Below are 26159 nucleotides of genomic sequence, written 5' to 3'. Positions count from 1 at the left end.
GCACTGGCAAGGTCGTCGGGAAGGTGTTCGGCCGCATCGAGCATGGCGGGATGGAATCATATTCGCTCCCACCATGCCAGCGCTATCCACTATCCCGCCGCGCTTGGCCGCCAGGTTTTTTGCGGCATGCGCCAGTCGATGCCTTCCAGCAGATAACCGAGCTGAGCCGGGGTGATGGATACCGTCCCGTCCGCGGCCGATGGCCAGATAAACCGTCCGCGTTCCAACTTCTTCGTGAACAGGCATGCTCCCTGGCCATCGTGCCAGATCACCTTGATCAAGCCTCCGCTCCGGCCGCGGAAAACAAACAGGTGCCCGCTCATCGGATCCAGCCTCAGTGTCTCCTGAACCATTAGCGACAGGCCGGGAAAGCCTCTGCGCATATCCGTATGGCCTGTCGCGAGCCAGACCTTCACACCGCTCGGGACCGGGATCATCGCCGCTCCAGAAGATCGAGAATGCGTCCCAGAGCTTCCGTGTCGATATCACTGTCGACCCGGACCCGTTTACCCCGGCCCAACTCGATCGTCACAACGCTCGGCTTACGCCGCGAACGTGGTGGCGGAGTTGGTTCCGGTGATTGACAAGGGGCCGGCAAAGACCCGGCATCGGAGATCGTTACCGGGACAAACTCAGGTGAAGATGTCGGTGCGGGTGTCCCGTGATCAGCAGCCGTCCGGCCGTCAGAGATCGTGCAGAGTTGTTTGCGCCACCGAAATAACTGGCTCACGTGGCAACCCGCCGCCCGGGCAATCTCCGACACGCTTGCGCCCGGTTCGAGGCACGCCGCTACAAGTTGCTCCTTGTCTTCCTGCGACCATCGCCGGCGCCGCTCCACTGACGTGATCACCTCAATATGCTGCTTGGTCATATGACTACTCCTAGTGCTACCACTAGGACTGACAGTCTTCAGCCTACGCCAGCAAGACGGCCTTCACCGGAGGGGTACGACAAACCGCAGTTCCATCAAGGTGCTGGTGGCATCGTCGATGAACACCAGCAACGTGCACGGGTCGCCACGCTCCTCGAACCAGCGGTGCTCGCTGCCGTCGATCTGCACCAGCTCGCCAAAGCATTCCCGGCGCAGCCGTGGCTGATGGAACCGCCGGCGCTGCTTGCGGGACAGCCACAGACCATGCTCGATCATCCACTGGCGCAGCGTCTCCCGGCCGACCTTGAAACCGTGATGTTCCAAAAGCATCTCGGCCGCCAGCGTCGGGCCAAAGTCTTCGTCGCGCTCGCGCACCAATGTCATCGCATACTCACGCTTGACGGGATGGATGGCGATGTTTGGGCGGCGGCCTCTGGCACGATGACGGATCCCGCCAGGACCTTCGGAGCGGAACCGGGCCAACAGACGATAAACGTGCCGCCTGGACATGTTCATTAGATTGGCCGCAGTCGTGACGTTGATATGGCCGTCATCAACCTGCGCCAGGATCTCGACCCGATTCAAATCTCGCTCACTCATCAAAACCCATCCATGCCCAAACTCCCAACGCTCAACAAAGCGGGAAGTGTGACATCCTGAATAGACCGACCGTGAAATTCTAACTTGGCGCTTACAAATGATGTCAAAGCTAAATAGGCGTGCGACATGCGTAGCCCGATAGAAATGCGAATGCTCTTTTTTGAGAGCTTTGCAGCCGCAACAACCTCGACCAGATCAAATGCGCATCTTATTCGGGACCTCATGCCTGCTGATTTTATGTATGCGGGTCGCGTAAATTCTATTGAAAGAACGCTACACTGTCTCAGCTGGAACCAGCATGTCGAGCGGCCAACCACGGAGAAAGAAGTAACAATCCCACGCCGCCGACCACGAAAACATCGGCCATATTGAAGGACGGCCAATGTGCTGCGCGTAAGTAGAAGTCAAGGAAGTCAGTCACTGCGCGATATCGCAGCCGATCCGTGACATTTCCGAGAGCACCACCAATGATCATTCCATAAGCCAGGGCCTCGAACCTGCTTTCTGCACGGATCAAAAGCACCGACAACCAGACGCAAACGGCAATCGCCAGCCCGACAAGAACAAACCAGGGCGCTTCACCCAGCAGTCCAAATGACACGCCGCTGTTCTGCAAGTAAGTAAGATTGAAACCAGGAAAGACGGAGACACTGGGTGTCAAACTAGCTTTGTTTGCGACGATAATCGACTTCGATACCTGATCCACAAAGAACGCAATTGCAACGCCTGCCAACCCGACCAGCAGAATTGGTCTCATCTTTGCTATCCTTTAGGTGCACTCAATTGCTGGCATAACTCGCGAAGATTTCCGTCGAACCGTCCCGCTGAATGAGGAACACATCATAGGCTTCTCGCACGTCACTCTGGTCCATGCCCGGTGAGCCGAGCGGCATCTCGGGCACGGCGAGACCAATCGCGTCTGTACGTTCTGATAGCAGACGGCCAATATCGGTCGCTGGCACATGACCCTCGATTACATAGCCGTCAACAAGTGCCGTGTGGCAAGAGGCCATTCGCTGGGGCACGCCATTGTCGATCTTGAACCGCGTCAACGGTCCGGCAAACATGTCCTCGCCGGTCGTATTGAAACCATTTTCCTCAAGATGCTCCATCCAAGCCAGGCAACAGCCGCAACCGTTGGTCTTGCGGACCTCGACTAGACTTTGGTCAGCGAAAGCCTGCGTAGATGACGACAATGCAAGAGTGAACATGAGAGCAGTGAGACATTTTTTCATGGAGCAGAGCCTTTTCGTTATGGATCGAATGCACTTATAGCCAAGAAGCGGTGATGCGGTTTGGGGATGCCGGCACTGTTCGCTTGCAGCCCGGGGAGCATCCGTTAAGACGCTCCTTGAGTATGGATCAGTTTGGCGAGTGGACCGTTGAAGCCACACCGACATTCATCAGATACCTCTTGCTCATTGAGGCACTTCCTCTTTTTCAGTCATTGCGCGGCGAATTTTGGGCACTGCGGTTTCTCGGGTCTCGTGGTAGTCGATAGCCCCAGAAAACTGACCGTCTGCTTTGAACAAGAAGACGCTCGCGGTATGGTTCATGGTGTAGTCTTCACCGTCTGTCGGTACCTTTTCATAGGTGACCCGGAACATATCTGCCGCTACCGCGATTTGCTCATTCGTTCCGGTCCAACCCCGGATGTTCGCGTCAAAGTAACCCACATACTCAGCCATTGCGTCGACGGTATCGCGTTCGGGGTCAACTGTAATGAAAATCACATTAAGTTGGTCCGAGTCCTCGCCCATCATCTCAAGCCAACTCGATATGTCCGAGAGCGTGGTGGGGCAAACGTCGGGACAGAAAGTGAAACCGAAAAACACCATCGTCGCGCGGCCGGTTAGGACTTCAGGGCCCACCGCGTTTCCTGCGTGGTCAGTGAGCCGAAACTCCATCGCAGGAAAATCAAGGGGACGCCGATCGGAAGGTTCCGGTGCACCCGGACCATCGACACGCCACCAGCCGACGAAAAGAATAAAGCTGATTGCCGCGACGCCAAGCACGCCATACTCAAGCAAACGCCGTTGCCGCATCAGCTCTCGGGTCCACGTGCGGCGATGCCAAGGATTGGAATCTCGACTGTTACTTCACCACCATCGGAAAAAGCCAGGGTCATAAGGAAACTTTCACCCTCGGTCATTTTCCGTTGCAGCCCCATCAGCATCGCATGAAGTCCTCCTGGTTCCAGAATCACTGCTTTTCCCGGAGCAATTTCGATTTCGCCGACAGGCGTCATGGAGCTCACACCTTGGTTAGTCGTTGATGTCCGGTGAATTTCAGGTTTCAGCGCAATATCCGTACCAATGCTTCTCAGCGTTACTGCAAGGTCGCCGGTATTACGGATTTTCATGTAGGCCACACCGGGACGACTGGTACCGATGGATGCGCGAGACCATGCATCCTCAATTAGCACTTTGTCTGAGCCTGCCACGGAGGCGGCAGAGAACCCTATGATTATTACGAGTGCGGCCAGCGTTTGGGACAGTACCATTCTCATTGCCGTTCTTCCTTTGTAGATCGCTGTTCAGTTTTGAACCGCAGCAACTTCCGCCGAAACCAGGCGCCGCAGCTCAACATCGCCGAATGGATCCAACGGCTTTCCGTTTACGAAGAATGTTGGTGTCTGCCGCACCCCAACAGCTTCGACGTCCGCACGGTCTTGGTTGAGGATCCCAACGACGTCGGGTGCAAGCATTTGTGTACGCGCGGCCTCTGCATCAAGACCTGCGGCCACGGCAATTCCGAGTATCAAACCTGGCTGTGGGGAGCCGTGCGAAGCCCACCTGGGCTGTTCGCGCAAAACAGCCTCCAGCACAGGCTCGAAGACACCTTGCATTCGTGCGGCTTCGAGGATTCGGATTGCTTCTTCTGATGCCGCACCGTGAAATGGCGTGTAACGCATCACGACACGAACCGCGGGTTCATGCTGCGCCAAGAGGTCTTTCACAATTGGATGAAACGCGCGACAGGCCTCACAGGCGGGGTCGAAGAACTCGACAATTGTGACCGGTGCGTTTTCTGGCCCAAGGACTGGTGAGTAGGGCCGAACAAGGACCTCGTTGCCCTCTGAGACGAGAGATTGGGCACTCTCCAAAGGCGCTTGGCGTTTCACATACCAGGCGGCACCGACGAAGCTGGCACTGCCAAGTGCGAGCACAGACAAGATCAAGGCGCGGCGTTTCATTTATGTGTCTCCTTGAGTGACAGGGCGGACAACAGGCCGATGAGAGCGAACGCAACGAGCGCCATCAACGGGATGGGAACGCCGAGGAACAATTGGTCGGAGTCAGTGCAGGAAGGACCGGTTGCAGAGCATGGTTGAATGGGCTCAGGAATTAGGCCTGTATAAAGGCCTAGGTGCCAGAGTGCGACGGCTCCGCCTCCAACTGCCAACACTAAACCGTAGCGTCCAACTCGGCGGTCATGCCACCAAAGACCAAAACCAAGGACAACAACCAGCGGAAACATAAAGGCACGCTGAAACCAACAGAGCACGCAAGGCGTCTGGCCCAACACTTCGCCGATGAACAATACTGCGAGTGTGGCGACGAGTGAAACGATCCAGGCAAGGACTAGGGCCATCTCTCCGGAAAAGCGGGCCATAAAGTCAGATCCCCTCTTCTAGATTGGTGGAGACCTCTTCGCCGGGCATGTCGTTGAACCAAATGCTATCCCTGACAAATGGCGGTAAATCAATTGCCGGTTTCAAAGGCGCGTTCCGGTCAGAACCGATCGAGGTGTTGATCGTTTGTACCTTGGTTAACACCGGTGCAAGAATGTCTATCATTGCGTGGGCTTCCGATGGAGCAGCAAGACTTTGGTTGCCAAAAAACACGACCTCCAGCATCCGGCACGCCCTGAAAACCTCAGAGTTTGGACACGTTTGGAGGTCAAACAGTTCGAATGCGGCAAGCGAACCTGACTACTGATTTTACCTTTTTCGGTACTCGTATAATTCCTAAAGCCACTAGAGGTTCAAGCTCTCTTTTGGGGACGTGCTTGATTGTCGCGCGGATGCAATTGGCTTAGGTTCGGCGCTGCTGAAAGTCCTTTTTGGCCCGTACACTTTGGTATTTGGATAACTAACCCATGCTCTCGATCGGCGGTCTTGCAAAGAAAACAGGCACGAAAGTGCAGACTATTCGCTATTACGAACAGATCGGGCTTCTACCAGAACCGGACCGTACTGAAGGGGGACAGAGACGCTATAGTAATGAGCAACTCGACAAACTTTCATTTATTCGCCATTCGCGGCAGCTTGGTTTTTCATTGGAAGCAATCCGGGAGCTCCTGGACCTCTGCGATCATCCCAACCGGCCCTGCGACATGGCAGATGCCATTGCACGTCGGCAGCTTAAGCAGGTGGAGCAGCGCATAGCGCGTTTACAGGCACTTCACACAGAATTGAAGCGAATGGTCTATGAATGCAGCGGTGGCCGCACAGCTGACTGCCGGGTACTTGAGGTGCTTCGAGACCACTCCGAGTGCCTAACTGATCACGACGAGATCGGAGCGTAGGTATTACTTTGACGGTCATTTCACCGAACTTGCCCGCCTTTTGATTACTTGGCTCTGATGATAGTCCAATGTCTCACCCTAACGGCTTTCGTCGGTCGAGACCGATATCGGGGCGGTGAGTTCGCAAACTGTATTCCGAAGACATCACAACGCGCGGATTCCTAGCTGGCTGAGACGGTGGAACAGCCAGAGTGATGGGCGTCGTCGGAATTTTGTCCGTCGACAGGGAGCAACAGTCGTCGCTTAGAGCCTAGATTTTTTTGTGATCACCTCTTGAACCTATAGTGACTATAGAAATTACATTCATCCTCAGTCGATACGAGGAACAATCATATGCCCGATGCTGCCCCCCTTCTTGCCGCCTCGCAGTTACTCGATTACAGGGCACCATCCATTGTCCGTCTGACTGAAGATCGGAGCTGGCGTCGTTTGCCTCAGTACGATCGCATAGGCGCGATCTACGACTTTGTTCGAAACGAAATCGCCTTCGGCTACAATCGGGCGGACAACATTCCCGCGTCTGAAGTACTTCGAGATGGATACGGCCAGTGCAACACCAAGGGAACGCTCCTAATGGCGCTATTGCGCGGTGTTGGTATCACTTGCCGCCTGCGAGGGTTCATGATTCACAAGGAGCTGCAACGTGGTGTCGTCCCGGATTTGATCTTTCCGATCGCACCGCAAGAAATCCTTCACTCCTGGGTCGAGGTCGAGTTCGACGGGAAATGGATTAATCTCGAAGGCTTCATTCTAGATGACAAATTCTTGAGCGTTCTCCAGCAAAACTTTTCCGGAACCAAGAGCCTGTGTGGCTTCGGTGCGGGCACCGATTGCCTTGACGCGCCACCGGTTCGCTGGGAGGGGCATGACACCTACATTCAAGAGACGGGCATCGAGCAGGACTTTGGTGTGTTTGAAACGCCGGATCAATTCTATTCAGAGCACATGCAAAAATTCGGACGAGTGAGAGGCTTGCTTTACCGGTTCATCATACGTCACTGGATGAACACTCGCGTCCGTGCCATTCGATCAGGACGATTAAAGCCCAGTAGATCTGCAATCCATGATCACGGAGGTATCGCAGATGCCGCATGACCACCACGGGCATAGTCACGTGCACCTCGATCCTCAAAGCGGCGACCGCAGAGTCGGCGTGGCAATTTGGGCAAATGGCCTTCTGACGATCGCACAAATAGTGGGCGGCCTCCTTGCCGGAAGCCTTGCACTGATTGCAGACGCCTTGCACAATTTTTCAGACATGGCCGCGCTGATTATTGCCTTCGCTGCCCGCAAGATTGCGCGACGCCCTGCGGATGAGCGTATGACATTCGGCTACGGACGCATAGAAACAGTAGCTGCGCTCATCAATTATACGACCCTTATTATCGTCGGCCTTTACCTAATTTATGAAGGAGGAATGCGCCTGATTGAACCACCAGACGTCCAGGGCTGGACGGTCGTGATTATCGCAGGGTTTGCTCTCGGCGTAGATGCTTTGACAGCAGCACTGACCTGGTCGATGCAAAAGGGAAGTCAGAACATTCGTGCCCTGTTCTTGCACAACTTATCGGATGCTCTGGCGTCCGTCGCGGTAATCGTCGGCGGGACCTTGATCATCCTATTCGATATGCGATGGGTCGACCCCGCTGTTACCATCGGTATTGCGGGCTACATCCTCTATCTGGCAGTGGCGGAGATTGGCGGACCGGTCAGAACGTTGATGTTGGGTAGTCCCCTGGACATCGCAGGACATGATGTCGTAGATCTACTGCGCGCAACATCTGGGGTTCGCGAGGTACATCATGTACACCTATGGCAGATGGAAGAGAACGCTCCAGCTCTGGACGCTCATGTAGTCGTCGAAGAAGTTGAGTGGAACCAATTGGAGGCAATCAAGTTGGAGCTGAAAGAAAAACTATCAGATTCCTTCGGCATCGTTCATACCACTCTGGAGTTTGAGCGCGAGGGCGTGTGCGAAGTGGATGTTCCGTTGTTTGGGCATGATCAATCTTTTAAAGAAACGTGACATTCCGCAGTGAACGCATCGTGCAATTAAATCGGGTCGCCGCGATGTTTAGCAACCGCGGCTTAGTGAGGTGTTAAGGCCATGCGGCTGAACAACGGATCCCAAAGTAATCAGGGACAATCTGACAATTTGTCATAAATTGCCCCCGGTATCCTGGATTGCTTGTCGGTTGTCATTTCACGACAAAACTACAATCGGTGAGCCAACCGGTACGCGTCCATAAAGATCGATAATGTCTTGGTTCATCAATCTGACGCATCCACTGGAAACCGCCGTGCCAATTGTCCAGTATTCCGCAGTTCCATGTAGGCGATAGAGCGTGTCGCGGTTTCCCTGAAAAATATAAAGCGCGCGTGCACCTAGAGGATTTTCCAACCCGGGAGGCATGCCACCATTCTGCCAACTCCATTTCTCGAGTTCCGGTTCCCGCTCGATCATTTCGTCCGGCGGCGTCCATTTGGGCCACTCAGTTTTGCGCGCAATCCGAGCCCGTCCTGACCATTCGAATCCGGCCCGACCTAGCCCCACTCCATATCGCATTGCCTTTTTGTTTTCCTGAACCAGGTAGAGATAAAAGTTTTGCGTATCGACAACAAGTGTGCCCACTTTTTCAGGAGTGTTGTAATCAACTTGCTGGCGGTAGAAACGCTTTGGAACTTTTTTCAAGTTAATTGCCGGTAGCGGAAACCGCTCGGTTGGCATAGCGCCATACATCGATATGTAGGCTGGGTCATCAGAATAAGGCACTGGTTTTATTTGTGCCCTGTCAGAGGCACATCCGCTAACAACGACGCTAGCAAAGCATGCCGATCCTGAAAGAAAGGATCTTCTTGAGAGGTAAGTCATTCAGATACTACTTGTCCTTTTTGGGAAATAGCCAAGACATTTCAGATCAACCGAATAAGGCTTTTCTATCCATACGTAAAAGCCGATCAAAACGGTCAGATGAAACGCTCGACACATGATCGTCCAAAGCTCGCACTTGGGTTTCTGTCTTCTTGGGCCAATGCAGCCCTCATTTGTGAAGGCACGCGCCGGATGCAGCCGCGTGCCTGACCGGAGTTTGCCGCTATTGGGTGCTCACAAAACGACCACTCTTGTGCCTAAAGGAACGCGTTCATAGAGATCTTCAACATGAGCATTGATCATCCGAACGCAGCCGTTAGAGACGGATCGCCCGATCGAGGAAGGTTCGGTGGTTCCATGGATCCGGTACATGGTGTCCCGACCGTTTCGATAAAGATAAAGCGCCCTTGATCCAAGGGGATTGTTCGGCCCACCAGGGACCCCATTTGCGTATCTCCGATATTTACCGGGATCACGGCTTATCATGTTTGCGGTTGGACGCCAGCTAGGCCACTCCGCTTTACGTCTAATAATTGCCTCTCCTTTCAGCGACAACCCCGCTTTGCCGACACCAATTCCATAGCGTCTCGCCCTGCCGAAACTCTGAACGAGGTAGAGGAAATGATTTTTCGTATCGACAACTATCGTCCCAGAAGGATAGGAAAAGTATCGTACGGATTGCGGTTCGAATTTGGGGTCAATCTTGAACGGTTTTTTGTCATGTGCATAAGCAGGTACGACAACGGCTCCAACTGCTCCGATGGAGCCAATAAGTAAATTACGACGGGAAATCATCTCTTTTCTCCAGAGTGATACTGACGATTGCAGGAAGCTTTGCAGCGAAGTAGCTGCCTTGTGTCAGTAACTTCTTGGAGGCCTGTTTTCAGGCTTTGGATCTCTGGAAAAAGGGCCAAGCAACTCAGTATCTCCCAATGCCAATTCCAACTTCAGAAATCTCGCCTCCAACGGACCCGCAATTGACACGCAATCGGCTCCACACTTGGCGGGTTTTTGGGACTTTGCTTGCTTGCTCGTGTGATTGCAGCACCTGATGTTATGCGACGTTAGTGTTTCGGACACGATCGAGGCGGTTTGAATTGCTTTTTGGTCTGGAAGCACTAGCTCCCCGGCAGCCTGGGCAGCACCAATTACGGCAACGGAATGAAGCGCCGCGTATATCACGATTAGGAAGGTTAACACCCATTTACGCATCCGAGGTGTGTACAGAAAAATTCTCAAGAAATCCATAATTGCGAAAACGGAAAATGAAGGTTGAAATGCTGGCACTTTGACGCTTGCACTACGACAAAGCTGACTGATTGAGAAAAGTCCGTCTACACCTCTTGAAGCTCTAGCTACTAGAGAGACTATCTTGTAGAGCGAAAATGCAAGAGGTCGAAAATGACTATTACCCCCGACAGTTCAAATCTGATAACCCGTTTCCGAGTCGAGGGCATGGATTGTGCCTCGTGTGCGTCAAAGATCGACACCGCTTTACGCCGCTTGCCCGGCATCGGGGAGGTGGCCGTGTCCGTGCCTGGAGCAAGTTTGGTGATCAGCCATGACGGCACGGTTTCCGACAATCAGGTCATGCAACGAGTGAGACGCCTCGGCTACGGCATCACGCCGTTTGACGAATCCCCGGCCTTAAGGGACGTAGACCCCGAGGCGCCGACGGTAGAAGCCGTTTCGCGGAACCATGCGAGCCACAACACAGAGCGGCCATGGTGGCGGACGCGCAAGGCCTTGCTGACGATGGCCTGCGGCATTCTCCTTGTCGCCGCTTTTTCTATCGGGCGACTCATACCGGCAGCGGGGCCCTGGGTTTTCCTGCTGGCCATGCTAGTCGGCCTCGTCCCGGTGGCGCGCCGTGCGTATGTGGCCGCGACCTTGGGCAGCCCGTTTTCAATCGAAACGCTGATGACTGTAGCGGCGGTTGGAGCGGTGCTGATTGGGGCCACCGAGGAAGCTGCCGTTGTCGTCTTGTTGTTTCTGGTCGGTGAGATGCTGGAGGGCGTTGCCGCCGGGCGTGCGCGCGCGAGTATCGCTGACCTCGCCGATTTGGTGCCGAAGACTGCCCAACTCGAACAGGGCAATGCGATCTCGGAAGTGCCCGCAGATAGTCTTTCGGTTGGCGACGTCATCGTTGTGAGGCCAGGCGATCGAATTCCCGCAGACGGGAAAATCCTTGAGGGTTCGTCCGAGATAAACGAGGCGCCGGTTACCGGCGAGAGTGTGCCCGGGCGGAAGGCGGAGGGTGACATGGTTTTTGCTGGCACGATCAGCATTGACGGAGTGTTGCGCGTCAGGGTCGCCGCCACCGCCGAGGACAATACGATCGCCCGGGTGGTCCGGCTGGTCGAGCAGGCGCAGGAAAGCAAGGCGCCGACCGAGCGGTTCATTGAGCGTTTCTCGCGCTACTACACGCCAGGAGTTCTTGTCCTGGGAGCGTTGATTGCGTCGGTGCCGCCGGTCTTGGCCGGCGCCGACTGGAGCGACTGGATCTACAAGGGGCTCGCCATTCTCCTGATTGGCTGCCCTTGCGCCCTGGTCATTTCCACCCCTGCGGCGGTTGCCGCCGGTCTGGCGAGCGGGGCCCGGCGCGGCCTGCTGATGAAAGGCGGCGCCGTGCTTGAGGGTTTTTCAGCGATAACGGCGGTGGCTTTCGACAAAACCGGAACCCTCACAGAAGGCCGGCCTGTGGTTACTGACATCAGGTCGTTTGGGAGCAGCGATCAGCAGTCGCTGAGCCTTGCAGCCGCGTTGGAGCAAGGATCGAACCATCCGCTTGCTCTCGCAATTCTGCAAAAGGCTGACTCCGAGAAGGCACCCATTCCGCCTGCAACCCAAGCACGCGCGGTTCCCGGAAAGGGCGTCGAAGGTCGAGTCGGCGGTGTGTCGGTTTTTCTTGGATCCGCGACCGCTGCTCGCGACCGGGTCAGCATGACTGACAATCAGATTGCGGTTGCCGATGCGTTCAATGCCGAGGGCAAAACTGTTTCAGTGCTGCTTGTAGACAACAAGGTTTCCGCTCTTTTCGCCATGCGTGACGAACCAAGGACAGATGCGATAGACGGTCTCGCTTCCTTAAAGGCGCGGGGAATTCGCACGCTGATGCTGACGGGTGATAACACCCGAACGGCCACGGCAATTGCAGACGCGCTCGGCATCGAGCCGCGCGCGGACCTTCTACCGCAGGACAAGCAACGGATCGTCGATGAACTACGCGCGGACGGCCTAAAAGTTGCCAAGGTGGGAGACGGCATCAACGACGCGCCGGCTCTGGCCGCCGCGGATATCGGTATCGCCATGGGAGGCGGCACGGATGTGGCACTTGAAACTGCCGACGCAGCCATATTGCATGGGCGGGTGATGGACGTTGCCCAGATGATAAGCCTGTCTCATGCGGTGATGAGGAACATTAAACTGAACGTGGGGATGGCTCTGGGCCTGAAAGCGTTGTTTTTGGTGACGACCGTCGCAGGTGTAACCGGTCTTTGGCCAGCAATCCTTGCCGACACAGGCGCAACAGTACTCGTCACCGCAAATGCTATGCGGCTTCTGGCATGGAAAGGGGAAACCTGAACTCGAGCGAGCTGGAGCTGGATGCGCTGCATTTTGGACGACTGAATCAGCTCTAACCGATATTGTCTAGACTAAATAGGCGCCATGCAGGATATCAGACCAATCAAAATCGCCGAAGAAAACTTTGCGACATAACTGTATCTTTGGCCATCGTCAGGTGCTTGGTGGACTTTGACGACCCAGAATAGTTAAGCAATCGTAGCCAAAATTGATCGGGGTTTTTCAGCACCACTCGTTGACTTGGGATTCTGAGTCGGTCCACCAAACTGGGATTGCAGGTCTTGCCGGTTAGGAAAAATGATTAACTACGCACGTTTTATGAGGCCGAAAAAGGTTTAACTACGAGCGAAATGATTAGTCCAGACAATGATTACGAAAGTCTATCAAATCAGCGAGTTTTGCTGATCGATACCGTGCGAGGTATCGCTATTTTTGGCGTTGTGCTTTTTCATATTGTTTGGGATCTGGAGTTTTCGGGATTAATCGACGGATTCGCGTTCCATCCTGTATGGCTTGCATTCGGCCGCTTGCTCGCCGGAACCTTCATGTTTCTGGTCGGCGTGAGCCTTGTCCTTGCGCACAAAAAAGGGCTCAAGTTTAGCAGATTTGTAAGACGTGTGACGATGATCGGTGCAGCTGCGATTTCGATTTCATTGGTCACGTGGATCGCGTTTCCGCAGACTTACATTTTTTTCGGCATCTTGCACGCGATTGCGGTTTCTTCTCTTTTTGGTGTTTTATTTCTAAATTTGCCCGCCCTGCTCTCACTAATCTCGGGAACCGGCTTACTCATCCTGCCGCAGTTCGTAAAATTGGAACTGTTCAACACCCGGTGGCTCGCATGGATTGGCGTGTCTAGTTCCCCCCCACCCAGCAACGATTTCGTTCCAATTCTGCCATGGGCCGGATTGACCTTGATCGGCATTTTTCTAGCCAAGATTATTTATAACAAAAACGGCGATTCACGCTCATTTCCTGATCTGCACAATACCAAACTGACCAGGATCCTGTCTTGGATGGGGCGAAACAGTTTATTGATATACTTGGTTCACCAGCCATTGCTCCTCGTTATCATTCTGCCCGTTGCGCGAATGCTTCGCTAAGGCCGAGGCTCCGATTACGTCCTTCACAACACCAAAAAGTCATTGCTGCGACAGCAAAGGTCTGTATGGGTCGGACAGTGCTGCCTTTGGTCTGCTAACCGGTACGGCGCTACTCGATGTTTTCCTCGCGAGGAATTCAGCTCCCTTTTCCAAAAGAACATTTCGAAACCTAGAGTGCATTCCACCGTCGGCGTAAGAACTTACGATATTGCCGCCCCCTTCCCGAAGTTGTTCAACTGAGCTTAGGTCAGCAGCGATCTTTTCTGAAACTTTTTGCGGTGGTGGTTCCAACTGCGGGCACTGTCCAAGGGGGCCGTAGTCAGCTCCTGGGTTTTTTGCTGCGCCAAAACGATATCTTCCTTCACAAAACCGGAATTCTGGCGGACGCCGCAGGACTTCGAACGTGGTGGAAGCTTCTTTGAGATCCAGCCAGAAACTGAGGTTTGGATTGTCGTAGTGCCTCGCAAGATTTTCAGGTGTCATACGAAAAGGGAGTGATTGCACCTGCACGGAAGGTTGCCCGGCGCGCAATGCGTCCCGAACTAGAGCATACACTTCGGTGATTTGCTCGTCTGTGATTGCGAAGCACCCGGAAGACGAGCAGGCTCCGTGGACCATGAGCGCAGTTCCAGAGTAACCCTTCGCGCGTTCAAGTTTGTTCGGATACCCCAAATCAAATGAAAGGAAATACTTGGAGTTGGGATTAAGCCTCCCCAGCGTGACTTCATATATGCCTTCAGGTGCCTGGCGATCACCCTCGGCTCGTTTGGGACCCAGATCGCCGGACCAACGACACATCTCGTATGTTTTTAGAAGAACATAATCACCGGCGCGCCTTTTTTTCCAAACCTCAAGCTCACTTTCCTGTTTGAAAATTCGGATGAAGACGGGATCTGATCCCTCGACCCCTTTGTTGCGCATCAACGCCTTGACCTCATGTGGAATTGCAATTTCTCCGCGCGATTCCATTTCAATTGACGAACCTACACATCCCGCGAGCAGAAGCATGAAAATTGTCATGCTCACACTCAGGATCCTACGGGTGAATTGTGCCGGTTCAAATATCTCCGGACGCATAACTACCTGACATTTCGCTAGAATACTCGCATCTCAGGAGGGCAACGTTCATTGTTCGGTTTCCTCGCAATAGGAATCGTTGAGGTCTTCTGGTTCTCTCGCAACACGGACAGAACAGAGCTGTTACAAATACGAGCACATCGACCGTACATTTGATTGTCTGGAAAAGTGGTTATTTTTTGTTTTTGACACTAGGGAGTTCTTAATCCCTTTTGCGCACCTTCAAAATATTGCGATACACAAGCCAAACCAAAGGTGCGAATACCCCTAGCGCGACAACGCTAAGCCAGCCCCAATTACTTTCTACGGACTCTACTATCGCAACACCAAAGGCATACGCACCTATCCACCAAACAAAGGCGAATGGGCACATAACCCAAGTTAACCAATAACTTAGATTGTTTAGGTCTTTCGGTTGCTTTCCCTCCCCTGTTCTCGCACATGTTTCCCGTTTTCTCGGGACGGCAATGGTTGCGAAGAGAGAACCGCGCGAGGACAGCCTGGAATGGCTGGAAAAGACGTATCCGACCGAGGCATCGGTGCGGACGCTGTTCGAGCGGCTCGTCTGGCCGGACGGCGCGCACTGTCCGCATTGCGGCTCGCTTGATGTCTGGCGTTTCCGGAACAAGGGACGTTCGTCCCGTGACGGTCTGTTCGAGTGTCGGCATTGCCGGGGGCAGTTCACCGTTACGACGAAGACGCCTATGCATGCCACGAAGCTGCCGCTGCGGACCTGGCTAAAGGCGCTACGTGACGCTCATATCCTCGAAGGGCATCTCATCCGTCATGCTGGCGAAGCAGATCGGCGTGAGACAGCCGACGGCCTGGAAGATGGCGCACGCGATCCGGGAGATGATGGACGACCGGGACGGCCGCGACAGTCTGCTCGACGGGATCGTCGAGGTCGACACGACCTACATGGGCGAACCTTGATCCGCGATACAAACACGTCTATCGCCCGCGCGGAAAAGCGACGACGCGGCCGGACGTAGCCGTATCCGCGGAGCGTTGGGGGACGCGGCAAGGCGGCGTTCCTGTCGTCGTCAGCCAACAGTGAGCAGATCGGCCGCTTCATGGGGCGTTTCATCTCACCGGACGCCCACATCATGTTCGACGACGACAAGGCGATCGGCAAGGCGGCCAAGGACTTCAAGGCGCACGAAACGGTCCCTCACAGCAAGAAGCGGTACGTTCGCGGAAACGTTCACTCTAACACGGTCGAAGGCATCGCGGCCCTGTTGAAGCGGACGCAGTTGGGTGTCTATCGCCAGCTCAGCAAGCGCCATCTTCACAGGTATATCGATGAGATCGTGTTCCGGAAGAACCAGTGCCGGACGATCGAGACAATCAATCAGAGGGACGGCACCGTGCGGGTACAGATCTATCACCGCCCGTTCATCGATCAGCTCGAGGAACTCTTGGTAAGGGCCGTCAGGCGGCAAGTCAGGAGATCGGGCATCGGCGGGCTGGAATGGCCGATGCCGATAGCGCCGGGATACTCCGGGGCACCGTCAGCTTAAGTCCACTGCAAAATTCACAATGCCTCTCGACGCTGCCATGGATAGCGGCAATTCTGGAGAAAGGAGTATTTTGCATGTGGACATTACCGACCTACCTCATTGCCGCGTTCGCCGAGATCGGCGGCTGTTTTGCTTTCTGGGCATGGCTGCGTCTCGACAAGTCTCCGCTTTGGCTTGGGCCGGGAATTATCAGCCTCGCATTATTCGCATGGGCATTAACCAGGATAGATGCCGATTTTGCCGGGCGAGCGTATGCGGCTTACGGCGGCATATACATTTTTTCGTCGTTGATCTGGATGTGGGCCATTGAAGGCACCTTTCCGGATCGTTGGGACATCATCGGCGCCACCGTCTGCGTTATCGGCGCCGCAATATCGTTTTAGGACCACGCAGCGTCTGAGCGGGTGATTGATCCGACAGCTTGGCGTCGATGATGTCAAACTGAGACGAATCTGATTTCTTTCGGCTATGCCGTCTTATGAACCGACCATGGGAAAGCAAACCAGAACGACACTTTGTCAAATGTGAAAAGGAACTGCCTTTGTTTGGTGGATAGGAGCGTTAAACTAACCCACTCTTCAAGTGCGTCCATCGGCAATACCCAGCCAACGTATCGGTATTTTGCATTCGGCGTTGGAACTGTGTTGGATTGTTTTTCTAGGTCGGCAATGAAAGGTTTTCTGCAAGGGCTGTCTTTTTCGGTCGTTAGGCCCTTCTCAAACTAGTCAAATTGTCACGAGCAGCATCAGGCAGTCTGTAGTTGTTAGACGTATGCGGTGGAACATCGGTTGGTTGCAGTGATCCAATCAATAGGTTGCTCTGTCCTCAAAAAACTATCCGAAATATTCACCTGAATTGCCTCCTCGGTTTCTCTTTATGTTTTCGATTGTGAGGGTGCACGCCAAATCGTCCTGCAATTCAATTCAAGGATCATCAACGGAAGAATCGCAAGCATATCCGTTTGTTGCAGGAGAAAGATAAAATTTTAGACAAGTCCAATTAGATTTTTAGTAAAAAGAAATTCAAAATTTAGTATAAACTGCTCTTTATTTAAATTTATGTTTATTCAGAAGTTTTTCTTCAAATAAATTTCAATATGACATCGTAAAGCCAGCCTTAAGGGAGGGCTTTGGGATGAAAAGACTACACGATATACTTTTGCCAACAGCCTTTTTGGCGTTGTTGGTAACTTTTTCCGCGCCTGCGTCGGCCGATACCGGGCGCTTTATGGACATGAACCAAGACGTCAAAGCACCCATCGGATACGTACAGTTTTGCCAAGACAACATTGGTGCTTGTTCAAATGAGCGCTATGAGCCGGTCGTCGTAAAATTGACGGAAGAAAGATGGCTGGAATTGCTTGCGATTAACACGGAGGTAAATCGTCGTGTTCGGCCAATGACCGATGACGATCTCTATGGCAAACCAGAGTACTGGACCTACCCAGACGACGGATATGGAGATTGTGAGGAATACGTCCTTGAAAAGCAACGAGAGCTTCTAAATGCGGGATGGCCGCGCAGCACTCTGCTAATCACCGTCGCAAAGGACCTCCAGAATAGTGGTCATGCTGTGCTGACAGTCCGCACAAACTACGGGGACATGATATTGGACAACCAAGCAGAAACAGTTCTGCCTTGGTATTCGACGCCGTACCGATACATTAAACGTCAATCTCCGTATTCCGCCGCGCTTTGGACCGGGATTGACGACGCCCGCGTGACCACTGTTGCCAGCGTACCAAGGAAGTAAGGGTTTATTCTAGACGTCCTGGAGCCTTCCTTTGGGACTGCCGTCTTAGTTGATGCGCAGAAAAGTGAGGAATGAGCCCGCTGATTAGGCATCGGAATTAGCTGCGTTTTTACGGGCGCAGCTTCTTTGGACATCATGATCAGTTCGAAAAGCTGCACCTCCATTCAGGAGAAGCGTTTTTGCAAAGCGGAGTTCACGGCTTCTGATAGCAGTACAAGAACTATGATCGCCAGCGTCACTGTCGCTGCCTTGTCGTACTGAAACGAGCGGACGTAGGTCTGAACATAAAGACCGATGCCGCCCGCGCCGACGATGCCGAGGATCAGGCTCTCGCGCAAATTCAGTTCGAACCGGAAGACGGTATCGCGCAGAACCACCGGCGCCATTTGCGGCCAGATCCCCCAGCGCAGTTGCTGCAATCTGTTGGCGCCCGCGCTTTCCAGTGCCTTCACCGGTTCGGGCGAGACGGTATCAATCGCCTCGGCATAAAATTTCGCCAGCATGCCTGTTGCATGAAATGTCACTGCCAGGATACCGGGCAACGGACCGAGGCCGACTGCACCGACCATCAGCATGGCAACCAGGATCAGTGGAATTGCGCGCACAATCGCAAGCAGCGACCGGACGGGTCTCCAGATTGCCGGTGTAACCAGCGTTTCCGCTGCCAAAATGCCAAGAACGACGGAAAACAGGACGGCGAAGAAGGTTCCCAGAATAGCAATGCGCAGGGTCTCTGCCAAGCCTTGAAGAACTTCCGGCCATATGGACATGTTTGGCGGCAGCATACGGCCGAGGAATTCGCTCAGTCGCGCCATTGCACCGGGGAGCTTTTCCAATCCCATTTCTGCGCTTCCAAGAGACCATAAAAGCGCGGCGGCCAGAACCAACCAGGTCACGGCTCGTGACATTAGCTCACCACACGCAGTTCGGAGCCCGGTGCTGTCCCGTGATATAGCTCGGAAATGTCGGCTGCACTCACCTGAGCCGAAGGATAGTCGAAGAGGAGCTTGCCGTCACGCAGGCCAATGACGCGGTCTGCAAATCGCTGCGACAACTCCGGCTGATGCGAGCTGAAAACGACGGTAATGCCTCGTTTGCGGGCAGCACCTGTAATCAGGCCGAGAATCTTCTCGGCATTAGCCGGATCGAGATTACTGACAGGTTCGTCCGCCAGGATCAGTTTCGGCTCCTGGGCCAGACACCGGGCGATGGCGGTGCGTTGCCGTTGTCCGCCGGAGAGTTTGTCCGCGCGGCGCGCGGCCAGATCGATCAATCCGGTATCTTCCAGAACACCGGAGACGACAAGGTGATCGCGTTCACCGAAGCGGCTCCAGAGCGATTGCCAGGTCCGCATCCGGCCAAGCCTCCCGTTCATCACGTTCTGGTAAACGCTCAACCGGTCAACCAGCGCGAATTCCTGGAAAATGAAGCCGACGTCCGATCTTGCATTTCTCGGGGGAAGTGCTGTCGCGGAGTAAGGTGTCTCCAGAACTTCTGCCGTACCGCACCAGTTCCGCAACCGCCCGTCAAGAAGTGCCAGCAGAGTAGACTTTCCCGCCCCTGACGGCCCCAGAAACGCAACGCTTTCTCCCGCGTTTAGGGTCAGGGAAACGTTCGACAGGGCTGGATGCTCATCGAACTGATGCGTGACATTAGAGATAACTGCGGCGACACTCATTTCAGGAAACCATAGCGCCGAGCGGTTTCACGAACACCCTCGTAGACCTCCGGGTCGGCGGCAATGTAACCATCCGGTCCATAGAGGTAAGCCAGCAGATAACGGTTCTCCGGATTGTTCAGGCTAAGCATCACTTTAGTGAATCTTGCCCGCAACCCGCCCTCTAGGCCCGGGCGGGCGATCACCGCATGGCTCGGGATCTGTTCCGACTCGGCCAAAACTTTGACTTCTGCTTGTTGGTCCGGCGTTAAAAAGAGGTCTGCATATTGGCTTGCTCCGGCGGCATCGACCAATCCGTTTGCCATAGCCTGCATCGCCTGCTGGTATCCACCGGCAAAGAATTTCCTGCCGAAGAAACTGTCGGCATCCGCCGCGCCGGAAATTAGGCCCTCGCGGACAAACAGATCCAGCGGATAAATATATCCGGATTCCGATACAGGGTCGGCGAAGGCAATGTCACGGCCTTTGAGATCGGCGAGGGTTTCAATGCCGCTGTCCTTGCGGACGAAGACCCGTCCGGAGTAGCTGGGCTGACCCCGGTAGACTTCCGACAAAAGCGGTACGGCTCCGAGCTGATCTTCCGCGAGAACAAATGGTAGGGCGCCCATGAAGGAAATGTCAGCATCACCGTTACGAAGCGCCTCGACTGCGGCTGCATGGTCAAAAGTGACGAAACCGGTGACGGGGACACCCATTTGCTCCGACAGCCAGCCGGTGATGACTTTGATATCTCCCAGAAGCTTTTCCGGGTTCTCCTGCGGTATGAAGGCCAAGGTCAGCCCCGCCTCGGCGGCGAGAGCCGGCAGGGCGAGGCTGGCGGACGCCGCGGCCAAGAACGTACGGCGGTTCAGCATCAAAACATCCTCTCGTCAATTGCAGCCTGCATGGTCTTGAATTTTTTCCATTGCTGTTCCGCCTCGCCCCAGTCTCCTTCAGCGCTGGCATTGCCCACGGCCCTCAGTATCGCGCTGAGTTCATAGATTTCGGGTTTTGCCTCCTGGTTGGTCATCACGCTGGCGTCGGCTGCAAGATCCGGCGCAACCGTATCGATGAGCAACGCGATATTCTGAGCATCGCGGGCGGGCAGAAGTGTGTCCAGGGTTGACGCGAAAGTAGTCAGCTCTTCCCAGGACAGGCGGAAGACACTGTCACGGCCTTCAAAGCGCTGATAGGGCTCTTCGCCATCGCCGATGGCTTCCAGATACGCCGTCAGGTCCATTCGTTGCTCTTCGTCCAACCCAAGATTTCTGGTGTCGTTGAACCAATCGACAACGCTGGCCAGCGTCGGCAGCGAACCGTCATGCATATAGGGGGCGGTGAAGTTGATGTTGCGCAGCGTTGGCGTTTCGAAGGCTGTGGCTGTGCCTCCGGGGAAAGGCGGCTCTGAGCTGCCGATATCATGTGTCTGTCCATCCGTGAAATTCTGATCTGGCGTGTGGCAGGACGCGCAGGACTTGCCGTTTAGTCCGGGAAAAACAGTGTTGAAGATGGCTTCACCCTGCACTGCCGCTTCGGAGGCTTTGTCGGTCAACCGGCCTGCCCGGTCGATTTGCGGATTCGGCAGCCAGTCGAACTCACGGACATAGGCGACTAGCGCATCAAGCTGAAACGGGGTGGGCTCCTTGCCGGCGAATTCGGTAACAATCACGTTGCGGATGAAGCGGCGCAGACTGGGTTCCCTTCCGTCACGGCCATAAGGCGCGGTGAACCGTATACCGCGCATCGACGGCGTATCGAGGTGATCGTCCTTCCTGTCATTGAACATCGGATTGAAGAAAGCACCATCGACATCCATTCCCCCGGGGCGATTGCTGAGCCCCGGAATGAAGAACTCCCTGTTGATGTCAGATCTATTATGGCAGGTGGAACAGGCAATCCCAAGTTCCTGCGCAGGGCCGCCGAAGATCTCAGGACTGTCAAACAGCATGTCGCCATAAGCGACAAGCGGCAGGTTGGCCTCGTCTTCCCCGGCTTCCTCGAATTGAAGAATAAGGCGCGGTAGTTCGCTTTGATCGGCAATGTTTGACCCCGGAGGCAATGTTGCAGGCAGTTTCACTTCCCATCCGGAAAGGAAAACCGTTTCAGGAACAGGAGCCAGCTTGTCACGAGTTGCAAATTCTGCCGGCAGGTAGTTGGTGCTGATATAATCGGAAATATCTTTGCGGGCGTTTTCGAATTCTGCCTTGTTGCTCTCCTGTCCGCCTTGGCCCAGAACACCGCCACTACCAAGGGACGAATTCAGGACGAGCCATGCCCTGCCAAGCTGGCGGGCGGCGGGCTCATCGGCGGCGCGAATAGCATCTTCAAAGGCGCGGTAAAGCGTTTCGGCCTTGGCCAACTCAGTGGCTGCTTCTGGGGTTCCGAGCCTGGCATCCGCATTTTCCAGGTGACGCAGTATCCCTTGCGCAACGATGACCGTTGCTGCTTCAAACAGCGCCTGACGGTCCTGCACCTGAAGTGCCCTGTTAAGAGCAGCGGCTTCCTCGTCACTTGCGCGGGAAACCGCGGCATCCGGCAGTGAGCTGCCTGGAACGGCACGGTTCCAGCTGGCTTCGATTTTCTCCCAGGGGACTGGGGAAAGGTTACCCAGAAACAAGGTGTGCCGATAGGCGGCTGCACGTGGAGCCCAAGGGGCTTCTTTGATTGCGGTGGCTTGCGCGGTGCCCGGAACAAGGCAGATCACCGCGCTGGCAAGGAGATATTTCATAGCAACGCCTATTAAATTTAGCTCTGGCTAATTTTCTTAGGACATTCTAACGCATTGTCAAGTGGCAAAATTGGCGGCATACACAGTCACACTGAAAGCAAAGAGGATGTGCTCCATTCATGACCGGTCCTTCACCCAAGGCGTCCGATAGAAGTGTCGATGAACAGGCCAGCGGGTTTGAGGCTGTGCGCACCGCGCATCAGAATGAAATGGTCGAGGACTATGTGGAACTCATCGCGGAACTCATTCACCTGAACGGGTCTGCGCGCCCAGTCGAAATTGCCGAACGGCTCGGCGTTGCGCAGCCGACGGTATCGAAAAATCTCGCCAGGCTGAAGCGAGAAGGCCTTATCCTTCAGGAGCGCTACCGCGATATACGCTTGACCGAGGAGGGCCGCCAACTGGCGGACGCCTGCCGCAAGCGGCACAGGATTGTCGTTGATTTCCTGGTTACACTAGGAATTTCCGCGGAAGTGGCCGAGCAAGACGCGGAAGGTATCGAACACCATGTTAGTGATGAGACGCTAAAAGTGTTTCAGGATTTCGTGAAACAAAACGCACCTGATACCTATTGATGAGGATTCGAAGCTACAGTGAAGTTTCGTTAGGTTTCAGACCATAACCAGTCGCAGACGCTTAACGCGAGCCAGAGGGATGACAGAAAGTTACTGGCGTTGCAGTCATAGCACTTGGCGATGCTGCGAAACTCCTCGTGCCTGCCGAAGATCAGTTCGAAGTCGTTTCTGCCCGAGTATTGGTGCTGCGAGAAACACTTTCCAATTTTCAGCTTTTTGCTGCGGGTAGTTGTTTTGAGGTTTTTTAGAAACCCCCGTAAGATCGCACGCAATGTTTAGATGAGATAGTTGAGTGCGCAATCGCAATTGATTGGTTTTCAAAAATTTAAGCTCATTAAATCCCAATGACGTTTGCTTAACTGTTGCGATATAATATTACTAATCATGCCCATACGTCTTTCCATCACCATGATGGTGGTCAGGTAAATCTTCGCCAGTTACAAGTATTTCTGCAGGCACTTGCAAACTAGTTTTGTCTTCAAATTCCAAGGTAAGAGAAATCTCAGATATTCCTTCGAAACCTACATTTTCCCTCTTTAGTTCTAGGTAAATTCCAGAAGGCCTCATCATAAGCTCCGCGTGCGCAGGTATAGTTAGTGGGTATTCAACAAATACAGGATCGACATCAGAATAATTTACAGAATAAACTGAAGCAACGCCAAGTTCTTCGGAATATATTTCTGAAATATTTACTGCTTGGTTAGTTCCATTCCAAATAGTAACATATCCAAATAATGTGTCCATATTTGACACCGACCTAACTACATTTGCATGCTCAACCACTAACTTATTTTCTGGGAATGTATGCTCCATTTGAGCAAAACTTTGCTGAAGACTGCCGCACCAAACAGAGATAATAGCGGCTGCCTTTACCATATCCTTCTTCATTGAAAGCGTTCACCTGAAGGCGTTTGCCAAATGGAATCTCAACAACCAAATTTGGTTTTGCTGTTCCACTTGAGTAGTCGGTTTAACAGATAGTGTGTGATAGGTTTGGACTCAACGGTATGATGACTTCCTGAGCCACATCTAGTTGTCTAGTATCTCGTTGGCAAACGCAGTTCTTCGATAATCAATTTACGCGATTGTGACTTATTGGCGCAACAGGAGGCTCGCTGCAATGAGAATTCCCCTCTAGGTGATTGATCCGAGAGTTTGATGGCGCAGTGTTGTCTCCCGAATGGAAGGAGGATCTATGCGACATGTACTAAACCGAAGCGCCACAACGACAGAGGCGGTCCGTCGAGCAATACGAAATACTCAACAGAGCCTAAGGACGCTTTCGAAGCGTTACAGGATCAATCAGAAACTGCAATCGTCGTTCATTTGTCGCTGTTCTGCTAAACGAATATGGGAACAACTGATCTGTAGAAATTGAGACTTGATCTGACATCTCGGTTTTCGAGCTGAGGGTTACCGGCTTTGATGGTTGTGACCAAACAATCATCTCAAGCCCAAAAGGTAACCCTCATGTATGAGAGTAACGAACGGATCATCAAACACAAAGTCGGTCTTCTAAACCTGGCCGAAGAGCTTGGCAATGTGAGCCAGGCCTGCAAGGTGATGGGGCTCTCCCGTGACACCTTCTACCGTTACAAGTCAGCTGTTGAGGATGGCGGTGTTGAAGCGCTTCTGGACAAGAGCCGGCGCAAGCCCAACCAGAAGAACCGCGTGGATGAGCAAGTCGAAGCCGCCGTCCTGGACTATGCCCTTGAGCAGCCAGCTCATGGACAGGTTCGTGTTTCAAACGAGCTGCGCAAGCGTGGTGTCTTTGTCTCCCCATCCGGCGTTCGCTCTATCTGGCTCCGGAACAACTTGGCCAACTTCAAGCAGCGCCTGAAGGCCCTGGAAATCCATGTGGCCGAAACAGGCACGATCCTGACAGACAGCCAGGTCGCCGCTCTTGAGAAGAAGGCCCATGACGACGAGGCCTGCGGAGAGATCGAAACGGCCCATCCCGGCTATCTGGGCTCTCAGGACACGTTCTATGTCGGCACCATGAAGGGCGTCGGCCGGATCTATCAGCAAACCTTCGTCGATACCTATTCCAAGGTCGCTTGCGCCAAGCTCTACACAACCAAGACACCGATCACGGCTGCGGACCTGCTCAATGATCGTGTTCTGCCATTGTTTGAGGAGCATGAGTTACCCTTGCTGCGTATCCTGACCGACAGAGGCACCGAATATTGCGGCAAGGCAGAGAGCCACGATTACCAGCTCTATCTGGCAATCAACGATATCGACCACACAAAGACCAAGGCAAAATCACCGCAGACGAACGGTATCTGCGAACGCTTCCACAAGACGGTCTTACAGGAATTCTATCAAGTCGCATTCCGAAAGACCGTCTTCGAAACCATCGATGACTTGCAAAAGGAGCTGGATCTATGGATTGATCACTACAATCGCGAACGCACGCATCAGGGCAAAATGTGCTGTGGCAGAACGCCCATGGAAACCCTGGCCGATGGAAAGAAGGTTTGGCTCGACAAGAAAATAGACCAAACCTGATCTGACATACACAGCCTCAAAGGCGGTAACCGTCAGATCAAATCGAAACTTCTACAACTGATCTGAGTTCACTCTCTGTCCAGCAATATGGTTCGACATAACTGTGCGCATCAACTTAACGATCATCTTGGCTAACGACAACACAGGTATTCATTCCCTGTTGAAATCCCCAATTTCAGACAGATCGACACCAATTTCCGCCTTGTTCGGATCCTGTGCCCACAGCTGTTGCCGGAGTTCACTTTTTGGGTCTGATCCCGCAATATCGTTTTCCGTTCCCGTCGCACCTATTTTTGAGCCTGTCGGGCTCGGAGCTGCCAGGTCAACGCTTTCGCCTGGATCTTCCGCCGCGAACACATATTCCCCGTCAAAATACCCGGTCTGGTACGTCTCGATGGCATCTTCAAACGCCTCCGGTACCGGCGTGCCGTACCACTTCGTCACGACCTTGTAGACGCGGGCAAACAACGCTGTCCCAATCTTGATGTTGTTGCAGGTGTCGAACACGTCCGCGGAGACCTGAGACTTGTCCGCAATGCCAATGCCAACCGGATATTGCGTGATCCCGACACGGACGACGGCTTTGCCGAGGTGATCCTGAACCAGCTTCATGGCCTCTTGCGTGGAATTCGTCTTCGGCACCAGATATGTCTTCGATCCCGCCCGAACCGTCACATTCAACGCGTCCTCCGAGCCGGCTGCTGCGATGAACTCTTCAACGATGGCAGGGGTCAGGGAGGGATCGGCACATTGTTCTATCAAGGCAGCATCTATCATG

Annotated in this window: 29 protein-coding genes and 3 pseudogenes; 13 read left to right on the top strand and 19 right to left on the bottom strand. The window is 53.8% G+C overall.

What is annotated here, in order from left to right:
• Window positions 1–89 precede the first annotated feature (89 nt).
• The 10 genes and pseudogenes from tnpB to HEP89_RS29285 form a co-directional block, all read right to left on the bottom strand.
• Window positions 90–437, bottom strand: a complete 348-nt coding sequence (gene tnpB, locus HEP89_RS29330) for an IS66 family insertion sequence element accessory protein TnpB (RefSeq protein ID WP_168693801.1) — start codon at window positions 435–437, stop codon at window positions 90–92.
• Window positions 434–871, bottom strand: coding sequence for a transposase (locus HEP89_RS29325; protein WP_168693800.1), 438 nt, complete (start codon window positions 869–871; stop codon window positions 434–436). Before HEP89_RS29325 ends, tnpB begins: the two co-directional genes overlap by 4 nt.
• 78 nt (window positions 872–949) lie before the next feature.
• Window positions 950–1471: pseudogene (locus tag HEP89_RS29320) on the bottom strand (helix-turn-helix domain-containing protein); the annotation flags it as partial.
• Between the two features lie 283 nt (window positions 1472–1754).
• Window positions 1755–2228, bottom strand: a complete 474-nt coding sequence (gene lspA / locus HEP89_RS29315; RefSeq protein ID WP_168693799.1) for a signal peptidase II — start codon at window positions 2226–2228, stop codon at window positions 1755–1757.
• A gap of 22 nt (window positions 2229–2250) precedes the next feature.
• Window positions 2251–2706 carry a DUF411 domain-containing protein gene (locus HEP89_RS29310; RefSeq protein ID WP_168693798.1) on the bottom strand — a complete coding sequence of 152 codons (456 nt, stop codon included), beginning with the start codon at window positions 2704–2706 and terminating at the stop codon, window positions 2251–2253.
• A 183-nt stretch (window positions 2707–2889) separates the two neighbouring features.
• Window positions 2890–3516 carry an SCO family protein gene (locus HEP89_RS29305; RefSeq protein WP_168693797.1) on the bottom strand — a complete coding sequence of 209 codons (627 nt, stop codon included), beginning with the start codon at window positions 3514–3516 and terminating at the stop codon, window positions 2890–2892.
• Window positions 3516–3980, bottom strand: coding sequence for a copper chaperone PCu(A)C (locus tag HEP89_RS29300; RefSeq protein ID WP_168693796.1), 465 nt, complete (start codon window positions 3978–3980; stop codon window positions 3516–3518). The genes HEP89_RS29305 and HEP89_RS29300 overlap by 1 nt, the downstream gene beginning before the upstream one ends.
• A 27-nt stretch (window positions 3981–4007) precedes the next feature.
• The gene (locus HEP89_RS29295) at window positions 4008–4667 is read right to left on the bottom strand and encodes a thioredoxin domain-containing protein (protein ID WP_168693795.1); all 660 of its coding nucleotides are present in this window, start codon (window positions 4665–4667) and stop codon (window positions 4008–4010) included.
• Window positions 4664–5086, bottom strand: coding sequence for a disulfide bond formation protein B (locus HEP89_RS29290; protein WP_168693794.1), 423 nt, complete (start codon window positions 5084–5086; stop codon window positions 4664–4666). Before HEP89_RS29290 ends, HEP89_RS29295 begins: the two co-directional genes overlap by 4 nt.
• A gap of 4 nt (window positions 5087–5090) precedes the next feature.
• On the bottom strand, window positions 5091–5330 hold the full coding sequence (locus HEP89_RS29285; protein WP_168693793.1) for a hypothetical protein: 240 nt from the start codon (window positions 5328–5330) through the stop codon (window positions 5091–5093).
• A 242-nt stretch (window positions 5331–5572) separates the two neighbouring features.
• Here HEP89_RS29285 and HEP89_RS29280 point away from each other — a divergent pair, with 242 nt between their 5' ends.
• The 3 genes from HEP89_RS29280 (at window position 5573) to HEP89_RS29270 (ending at window position 8027) form a co-directional block, all read left to right on the top strand.
• Window positions 5573–6001 (top strand): helix-turn-helix domain-containing protein, encoded by a 429-nt coding sequence (locus HEP89_RS29280; protein ID WP_168693792.1) that lies wholly within the window; start codon window positions 5573–5575, stop codon window positions 5999–6001.
• 333 nt (window positions 6002–6334) lie between these two features.
• The gene (locus HEP89_RS29275) at window positions 6335–7096 is read left to right on the top strand and encodes a transglutaminase family protein (RefSeq protein ID WP_168693791.1); all 762 of its coding nucleotides are present in this window, start codon (window positions 6335–6337) and stop codon (window positions 7094–7096) included.
• Complete coding sequence (locus tag HEP89_RS29270) at window positions 7086–8027, top strand: cation diffusion facilitator family transporter (RefSeq protein ID WP_168693790.1); 942 nt, start codon at window positions 7086–7088, stop codon at window positions 8025–8027. The genes HEP89_RS29275 and HEP89_RS29270 overlap by 11 nt, the downstream gene beginning before the upstream one ends.
• 177 nt (window positions 8028–8204) lie before the next feature.
• Here the strand turns inward: HEP89_RS29270 and HEP89_RS29265 are convergent, their stop codons facing one another.
• On the bottom strand, window positions 8205–8873 hold the full coding sequence (locus tag HEP89_RS29265; RefSeq protein ID WP_209171670.1) for a L,D-transpeptidase: 669 nt from the start codon (window positions 8871–8873) through the stop codon (window positions 8205–8207).
• A 234-nt stretch (window positions 8874–9107) separates the two neighbouring features.
• On the bottom strand, window positions 9108–9668 hold the full coding sequence (locus HEP89_RS29260; protein ID WP_197923324.1) for a L,D-transpeptidase: 561 nt from the start codon (window positions 9666–9668) through the stop codon (window positions 9108–9110).
• 606 nt (window positions 9669–10274) lie between these two features.
• Here HEP89_RS29260 and HEP89_RS29255 point away from each other — a divergent pair.
• The gene (locus HEP89_RS29255; protein WP_168693789.1) at window positions 10275–12458 is read left to right on the top strand and encodes a heavy metal translocating P-type ATPase; all 2184 of its coding nucleotides are present in this window, start codon (window positions 10275–10277) and stop codon (window positions 12456–12458) included.
• A gap of 350 nt (window positions 12459–12808) precedes the next feature.
• On the top strand, window positions 12809–13561 hold the full coding sequence (locus tag HEP89_RS29250; RefSeq protein ID WP_168693788.1) for a heparan-alpha-glucosaminide N-acetyltransferase: 753 nt from the start codon (window positions 12809–12811) through the stop codon (window positions 13559–13561).
• 39 nt (window positions 13562–13600) lie between these two features.
• On the opposite strand, the gene HEP89_RS29245 is transcribed toward HEP89_RS29250, so the two are convergent.
• Window positions 13601–14581: a murein L,D-transpeptidase family protein gene (locus HEP89_RS29245; protein WP_209171781.1), complete on the bottom strand. Its 981-nt coding sequence runs from the start codon at window positions 14579–14581 to the stop codon at window positions 13601–13603.
• Window positions 14582–15105: 524 nt separating this feature from the next.
• On the opposite strand from HEP89_RS29245, the pseudogene HEP89_RS30000 reads away from it, so the two are divergent.
• The 5 genes and pseudogenes from HEP89_RS30000 to HEP89_RS29225 all read left to right on the top strand — a co-directional run.
• Window positions 15106–15258: pseudogene (locus HEP89_RS30000) on the top strand (transposase); the annotation flags it as partial.
• A gap of 130 nt (window positions 15259–15388) precedes the next feature.
• Complete coding sequence (locus tag HEP89_RS29955; RefSeq protein WP_228933516.1) at window positions 15389–15571, top strand: hypothetical protein; 183 nt, start codon at window positions 15389–15391, stop codon at window positions 15569–15571.
• A gap of 101 nt (window positions 15572–15672) precedes the next feature.
• Window positions 15673–16158 (top strand): transposase, encoded by a 486-nt coding sequence (locus tag HEP89_RS29235; RefSeq protein ID WP_269586499.1) that lies wholly within the window; start codon window positions 15673–15675, stop codon window positions 16156–16158.
• Between the two features lie 74 nt (window positions 16159–16232).
• Window positions 16233–16541, top strand: a complete 309-nt coding sequence (locus HEP89_RS29230; protein ID WP_168693820.1) for a YnfA family protein — start codon at window positions 16233–16235, stop codon at window positions 16539–16541.
• 751 nt (window positions 16542–17292) lie between these two features.
• Window positions 17293–17910 (top strand): transglutaminase-like cysteine peptidase, encoded by a 618-nt coding sequence (locus HEP89_RS29225; RefSeq protein ID WP_168693785.1) that lies wholly within the window; start codon window positions 17293–17295, stop codon window positions 17908–17910.
• Between the two features lie 164 nt (window positions 17911–18074).
• Here HEP89_RS29225 and phnE read toward each other — a convergent pair whose 3' ends face one another.
• Genes phnE through HEP89_RS29205 form a run of 4 tightly spaced genes read right to left on the bottom strand, consistent with a single transcriptional unit; the run spans window position 18075 to window position 22295 of the window.
• Window positions 18075–18818, bottom strand: coding sequence for a phosphonate ABC transporter, permease protein PhnE (gene phnE / locus HEP89_RS29220; protein WP_168693784.1), 744 nt, complete (start codon window positions 18816–18818; stop codon window positions 18075–18077).
• Complete coding sequence (locus HEP89_RS29215; protein WP_168693783.1) at window positions 18818–19588, bottom strand: ATP-binding cassette domain-containing protein; 771 nt, start codon at window positions 19586–19588, stop codon at window positions 18818–18820. Before HEP89_RS29215 ends, phnE begins: the two co-directional genes overlap by 1 nt.
• Window positions 19585–20442, bottom strand: coding sequence for a phosphate/phosphite/phosphonate ABC transporter substrate-binding protein (locus HEP89_RS29210; RefSeq protein WP_168693819.1), 858 nt, complete (start codon window positions 20440–20442; stop codon window positions 19585–19587). Before HEP89_RS29210 ends, HEP89_RS29215 begins: the two co-directional genes overlap by 4 nt.
• A complete protein-coding gene (locus HEP89_RS29205; protein ID WP_168693782.1) occupies window positions 20442–22295 on the bottom strand; it encodes a cytochrome c peroxidase in 1854 nt (617 codons plus the stop codon). The genes HEP89_RS29210 and HEP89_RS29205 overlap by 1 nt, the downstream gene beginning before the upstream one ends.
• 119 nt (window positions 22296–22414) lie before the next feature.
• On the opposite strand from HEP89_RS29205, the gene mntR reads away from it, so the two are divergent.
• Window positions 22415–22870: a manganese-binding transcriptional regulator MntR gene (gene mntR, locus HEP89_RS29200; RefSeq protein ID WP_168693781.1), complete on the top strand. Its 456-nt coding sequence runs from the start codon at window positions 22415–22417 to the stop codon at window positions 22868–22870.
• A 378-nt stretch (window positions 22871–23248) separates the two neighbouring features.
• Here mntR and HEP89_RS29195 read toward each other — a convergent pair whose 3' ends face one another.
• Window positions 23249–23758 (bottom strand): copper chaperone PCu(A)C, encoded by a 510-nt coding sequence (locus HEP89_RS29195; protein WP_168693780.1) that lies wholly within the window; start codon window positions 23756–23758, stop codon window positions 23249–23251.
• Window positions 23759–24065: 307 nt separating this feature from the next.
• On the opposite strand from HEP89_RS29195, the pseudogene HEP89_RS29190 reads away from it, so the two are divergent.
• Window positions 24066–24179: pseudogene (locus tag HEP89_RS29190) on the top strand (IS481 family transposase); the annotation flags it as partial.
• A 161-nt stretch (window positions 24180–24340) separates the two neighbouring features.
• Complete coding sequence (locus tag HEP89_RS29185) at window positions 24341–25381, top strand: IS481 family transposase (RefSeq protein ID WP_168693779.1); 1041 nt, start codon at window positions 24341–24343, stop codon at window positions 25379–25381.
• 150 nt (window positions 25382–25531) lie between these two features.
• Here the strand turns inward: HEP89_RS29185 and HEP89_RS29180 are convergent, their stop codons facing one another.
• Complete coding sequence (locus tag HEP89_RS29180) at window positions 25532–26158, bottom strand: conjugal transfer protein TraH (RefSeq protein ID WP_168693778.1); 627 nt, start codon at window positions 26156–26158, stop codon at window positions 25532–25534.
• Window position 26159 lies beyond the last annotated feature (1 nt).

Source organism: Labrenzia sp. 5N (assembly GCF_012395805.1).
GTDB lineage: Bacteria > Pseudomonadota > Alphaproteobacteria > Rhizobiales > Stappiaceae > Roseibium > Roseibium algicola.
This window is presented reverse-complemented; position numbering and strand designations above follow the sequence as displayed.

Excerpts from the sequence above, each read along its gene's own strand:
- HEP89_RS29185 (WP_168693779.1), top strand. The coding sequence starts at position 24,341 with ATGTATGAGAGTAACGAACGGATCATCAAACACAAAGTCGGTCTTCTA.
- HEP89_RS29300 (WP_168693796.1), bottom strand. The coding sequence starts at position 3,980 with ATGAGAATGGTACTGTCCCAAACGCTGGCCGCACTCGTAATAATCATA.
- HEP89_RS29250 (WP_168693788.1), top strand. The coding sequence starts at position 12,809 with ATGATTAGTCCAGACAATGATTACGAAAGTCTATCAAATCAGCGAGTT.
- HEP89_RS29225 (WP_168693785.1), top strand. The coding sequence starts at position 17,293 with ATGAAAAGACTACACGATATACTTTTGCCAACAGCCTTTTTGGCGTTG.
- HEP89_RS29245 (WP_209171781.1), bottom strand. The coding sequence starts at position 14,581 with ATGACAATTTTCATGCTTCTGCTCGCGGGATGTGTAGGTTCGTCAATT.
- HEP89_RS29265 (WP_209171670.1), bottom strand. The coding sequence starts at position 8,873 with ATGACTTACCTCTCAAGAAGATCCTTTCTTTCAGGATCGGCATGCTTT.
- HEP89_RS29205 (WP_168693782.1), bottom strand. The coding sequence starts at position 22,295 with ATGAAATATCTCCTTGCCAGCGCGGTGATCTGCCTTGTTCCGGGCACC.
- tnpB (WP_168693801.1), bottom strand. The coding sequence starts at position 437 with ATGATCCCGGTCCCGAGCGGTGTGAAGGTCTGGCTCGCGACAGGCCAT.
- HEP89_RS29280 (WP_168693792.1), top strand. The coding sequence starts at position 5,573 with ATGCTCTCGATCGGCGGTCTTGCAAAGAAAACAGGCACGAAAGTGCAG.
- HEP89_RS29275 (WP_168693791.1), top strand. The coding sequence starts at position 6,335 with ATGCCCGATGCTGCCCCCCTTCTTGCCGCCTCGCAGTTACTCGATTAC.
- HEP89_RS29270 (WP_168693790.1), top strand. The coding sequence starts at position 7,086 with ATGCCGCATGACCACCACGGGCATAGTCACGTGCACCTCGATCCTCAA.
- HEP89_RS29310 (WP_168693798.1), bottom strand. The coding sequence starts at position 2,706 with ATGAAAAAATGTCTCACTGCTCTCATGTTCACTCTTGCATTGTCGTCA.
- HEP89_RS29210 (WP_168693819.1), bottom strand. The coding sequence starts at position 20,442 with ATGCTGAACCGCCGTACGTTCTTGGCCGCGGCGTCCGCCAGCCTCGCC.
- HEP89_RS29325 (WP_168693800.1), bottom strand. The coding sequence starts at position 871 with ATGACCAAGCAGCATATTGAGGTGATCACGTCAGTGGAGCGGCGCCGG.
- HEP89_RS29255 (WP_168693789.1), top strand. The coding sequence starts at position 10,275 with ATGACTATTACCCCCGACAGTTCAAATCTGATAACCCGTTTCCGAGTC.
- HEP89_RS29295 (WP_168693795.1), bottom strand. The coding sequence starts at position 4,667 with ATGAAACGCCGCGCCTTGATCTTGTCTGTGCTCGCACTTGGCAGTGCC.
- HEP89_RS29180 (WP_168693778.1), bottom strand. The coding sequence starts at position 26,158 with ATGATAGATGCTGCCTTGATAGAACAATGTGCCGATCCCTCCCTGACC.
- HEP89_RS29260 (WP_197923324.1), bottom strand. The coding sequence starts at position 9,668 with ATGATTTCCCGTCGTAATTTACTTATTGGCTCCATCGGAGCAGTTGGA.
- phnE (WP_168693784.1), bottom strand. The coding sequence starts at position 18,818 with ATGTCACGAGCCGTGACCTGGTTGGTTCTGGCCGCCGCGCTTTTATGG.
- HEP89_RS29230 (WP_168693820.1), top strand. The coding sequence starts at position 16,233 with ATGTGGACATTACCGACCTACCTCATTGCCGCGTTCGCCGAGATCGGC.
- HEP89_RS29285 (WP_168693793.1), bottom strand. The coding sequence starts at position 5,330 with ATGCTGGAGGTCGTGTTTTTTGGCAACCAAAGTCTTGCTGCTCCATCG.
- HEP89_RS29215 (WP_168693783.1), bottom strand. The coding sequence starts at position 19,588 with ATGAGTGTCGCCGCAGTTATCTCTAATGTCACGCATCAGTTCGATGAG.
- HEP89_RS29290 (WP_168693794.1), bottom strand. The coding sequence starts at position 5,086 with ATGGCCCGCTTTTCCGGAGAGATGGCCCTAGTCCTTGCCTGGATCGTT.
- HEP89_RS29305 (WP_168693797.1), bottom strand. The coding sequence starts at position 3,516 with ATGCGGCAACGGCGTTTGCTTGAGTATGGCGTGCTTGGCGTCGCGGCA.
- mntR (WP_168693781.1), top strand. The coding sequence starts at position 22,415 with ATGACCGGTCCTTCACCCAAGGCGTCCGATAGAAGTGTCGATGAACAG.
- lspA (WP_168693799.1), bottom strand. The coding sequence starts at position 2,228 with ATGAGACCAATTCTGCTGGTCGGGTTGGCAGGCGTTGCAATTGCGTTC.
- HEP89_RS29195 (WP_168693780.1), bottom strand. The coding sequence starts at position 23,758 with ATGAAGAAGGATATGGTAAAGGCAGCCGCTATTATCTCTGTTTGGTGC.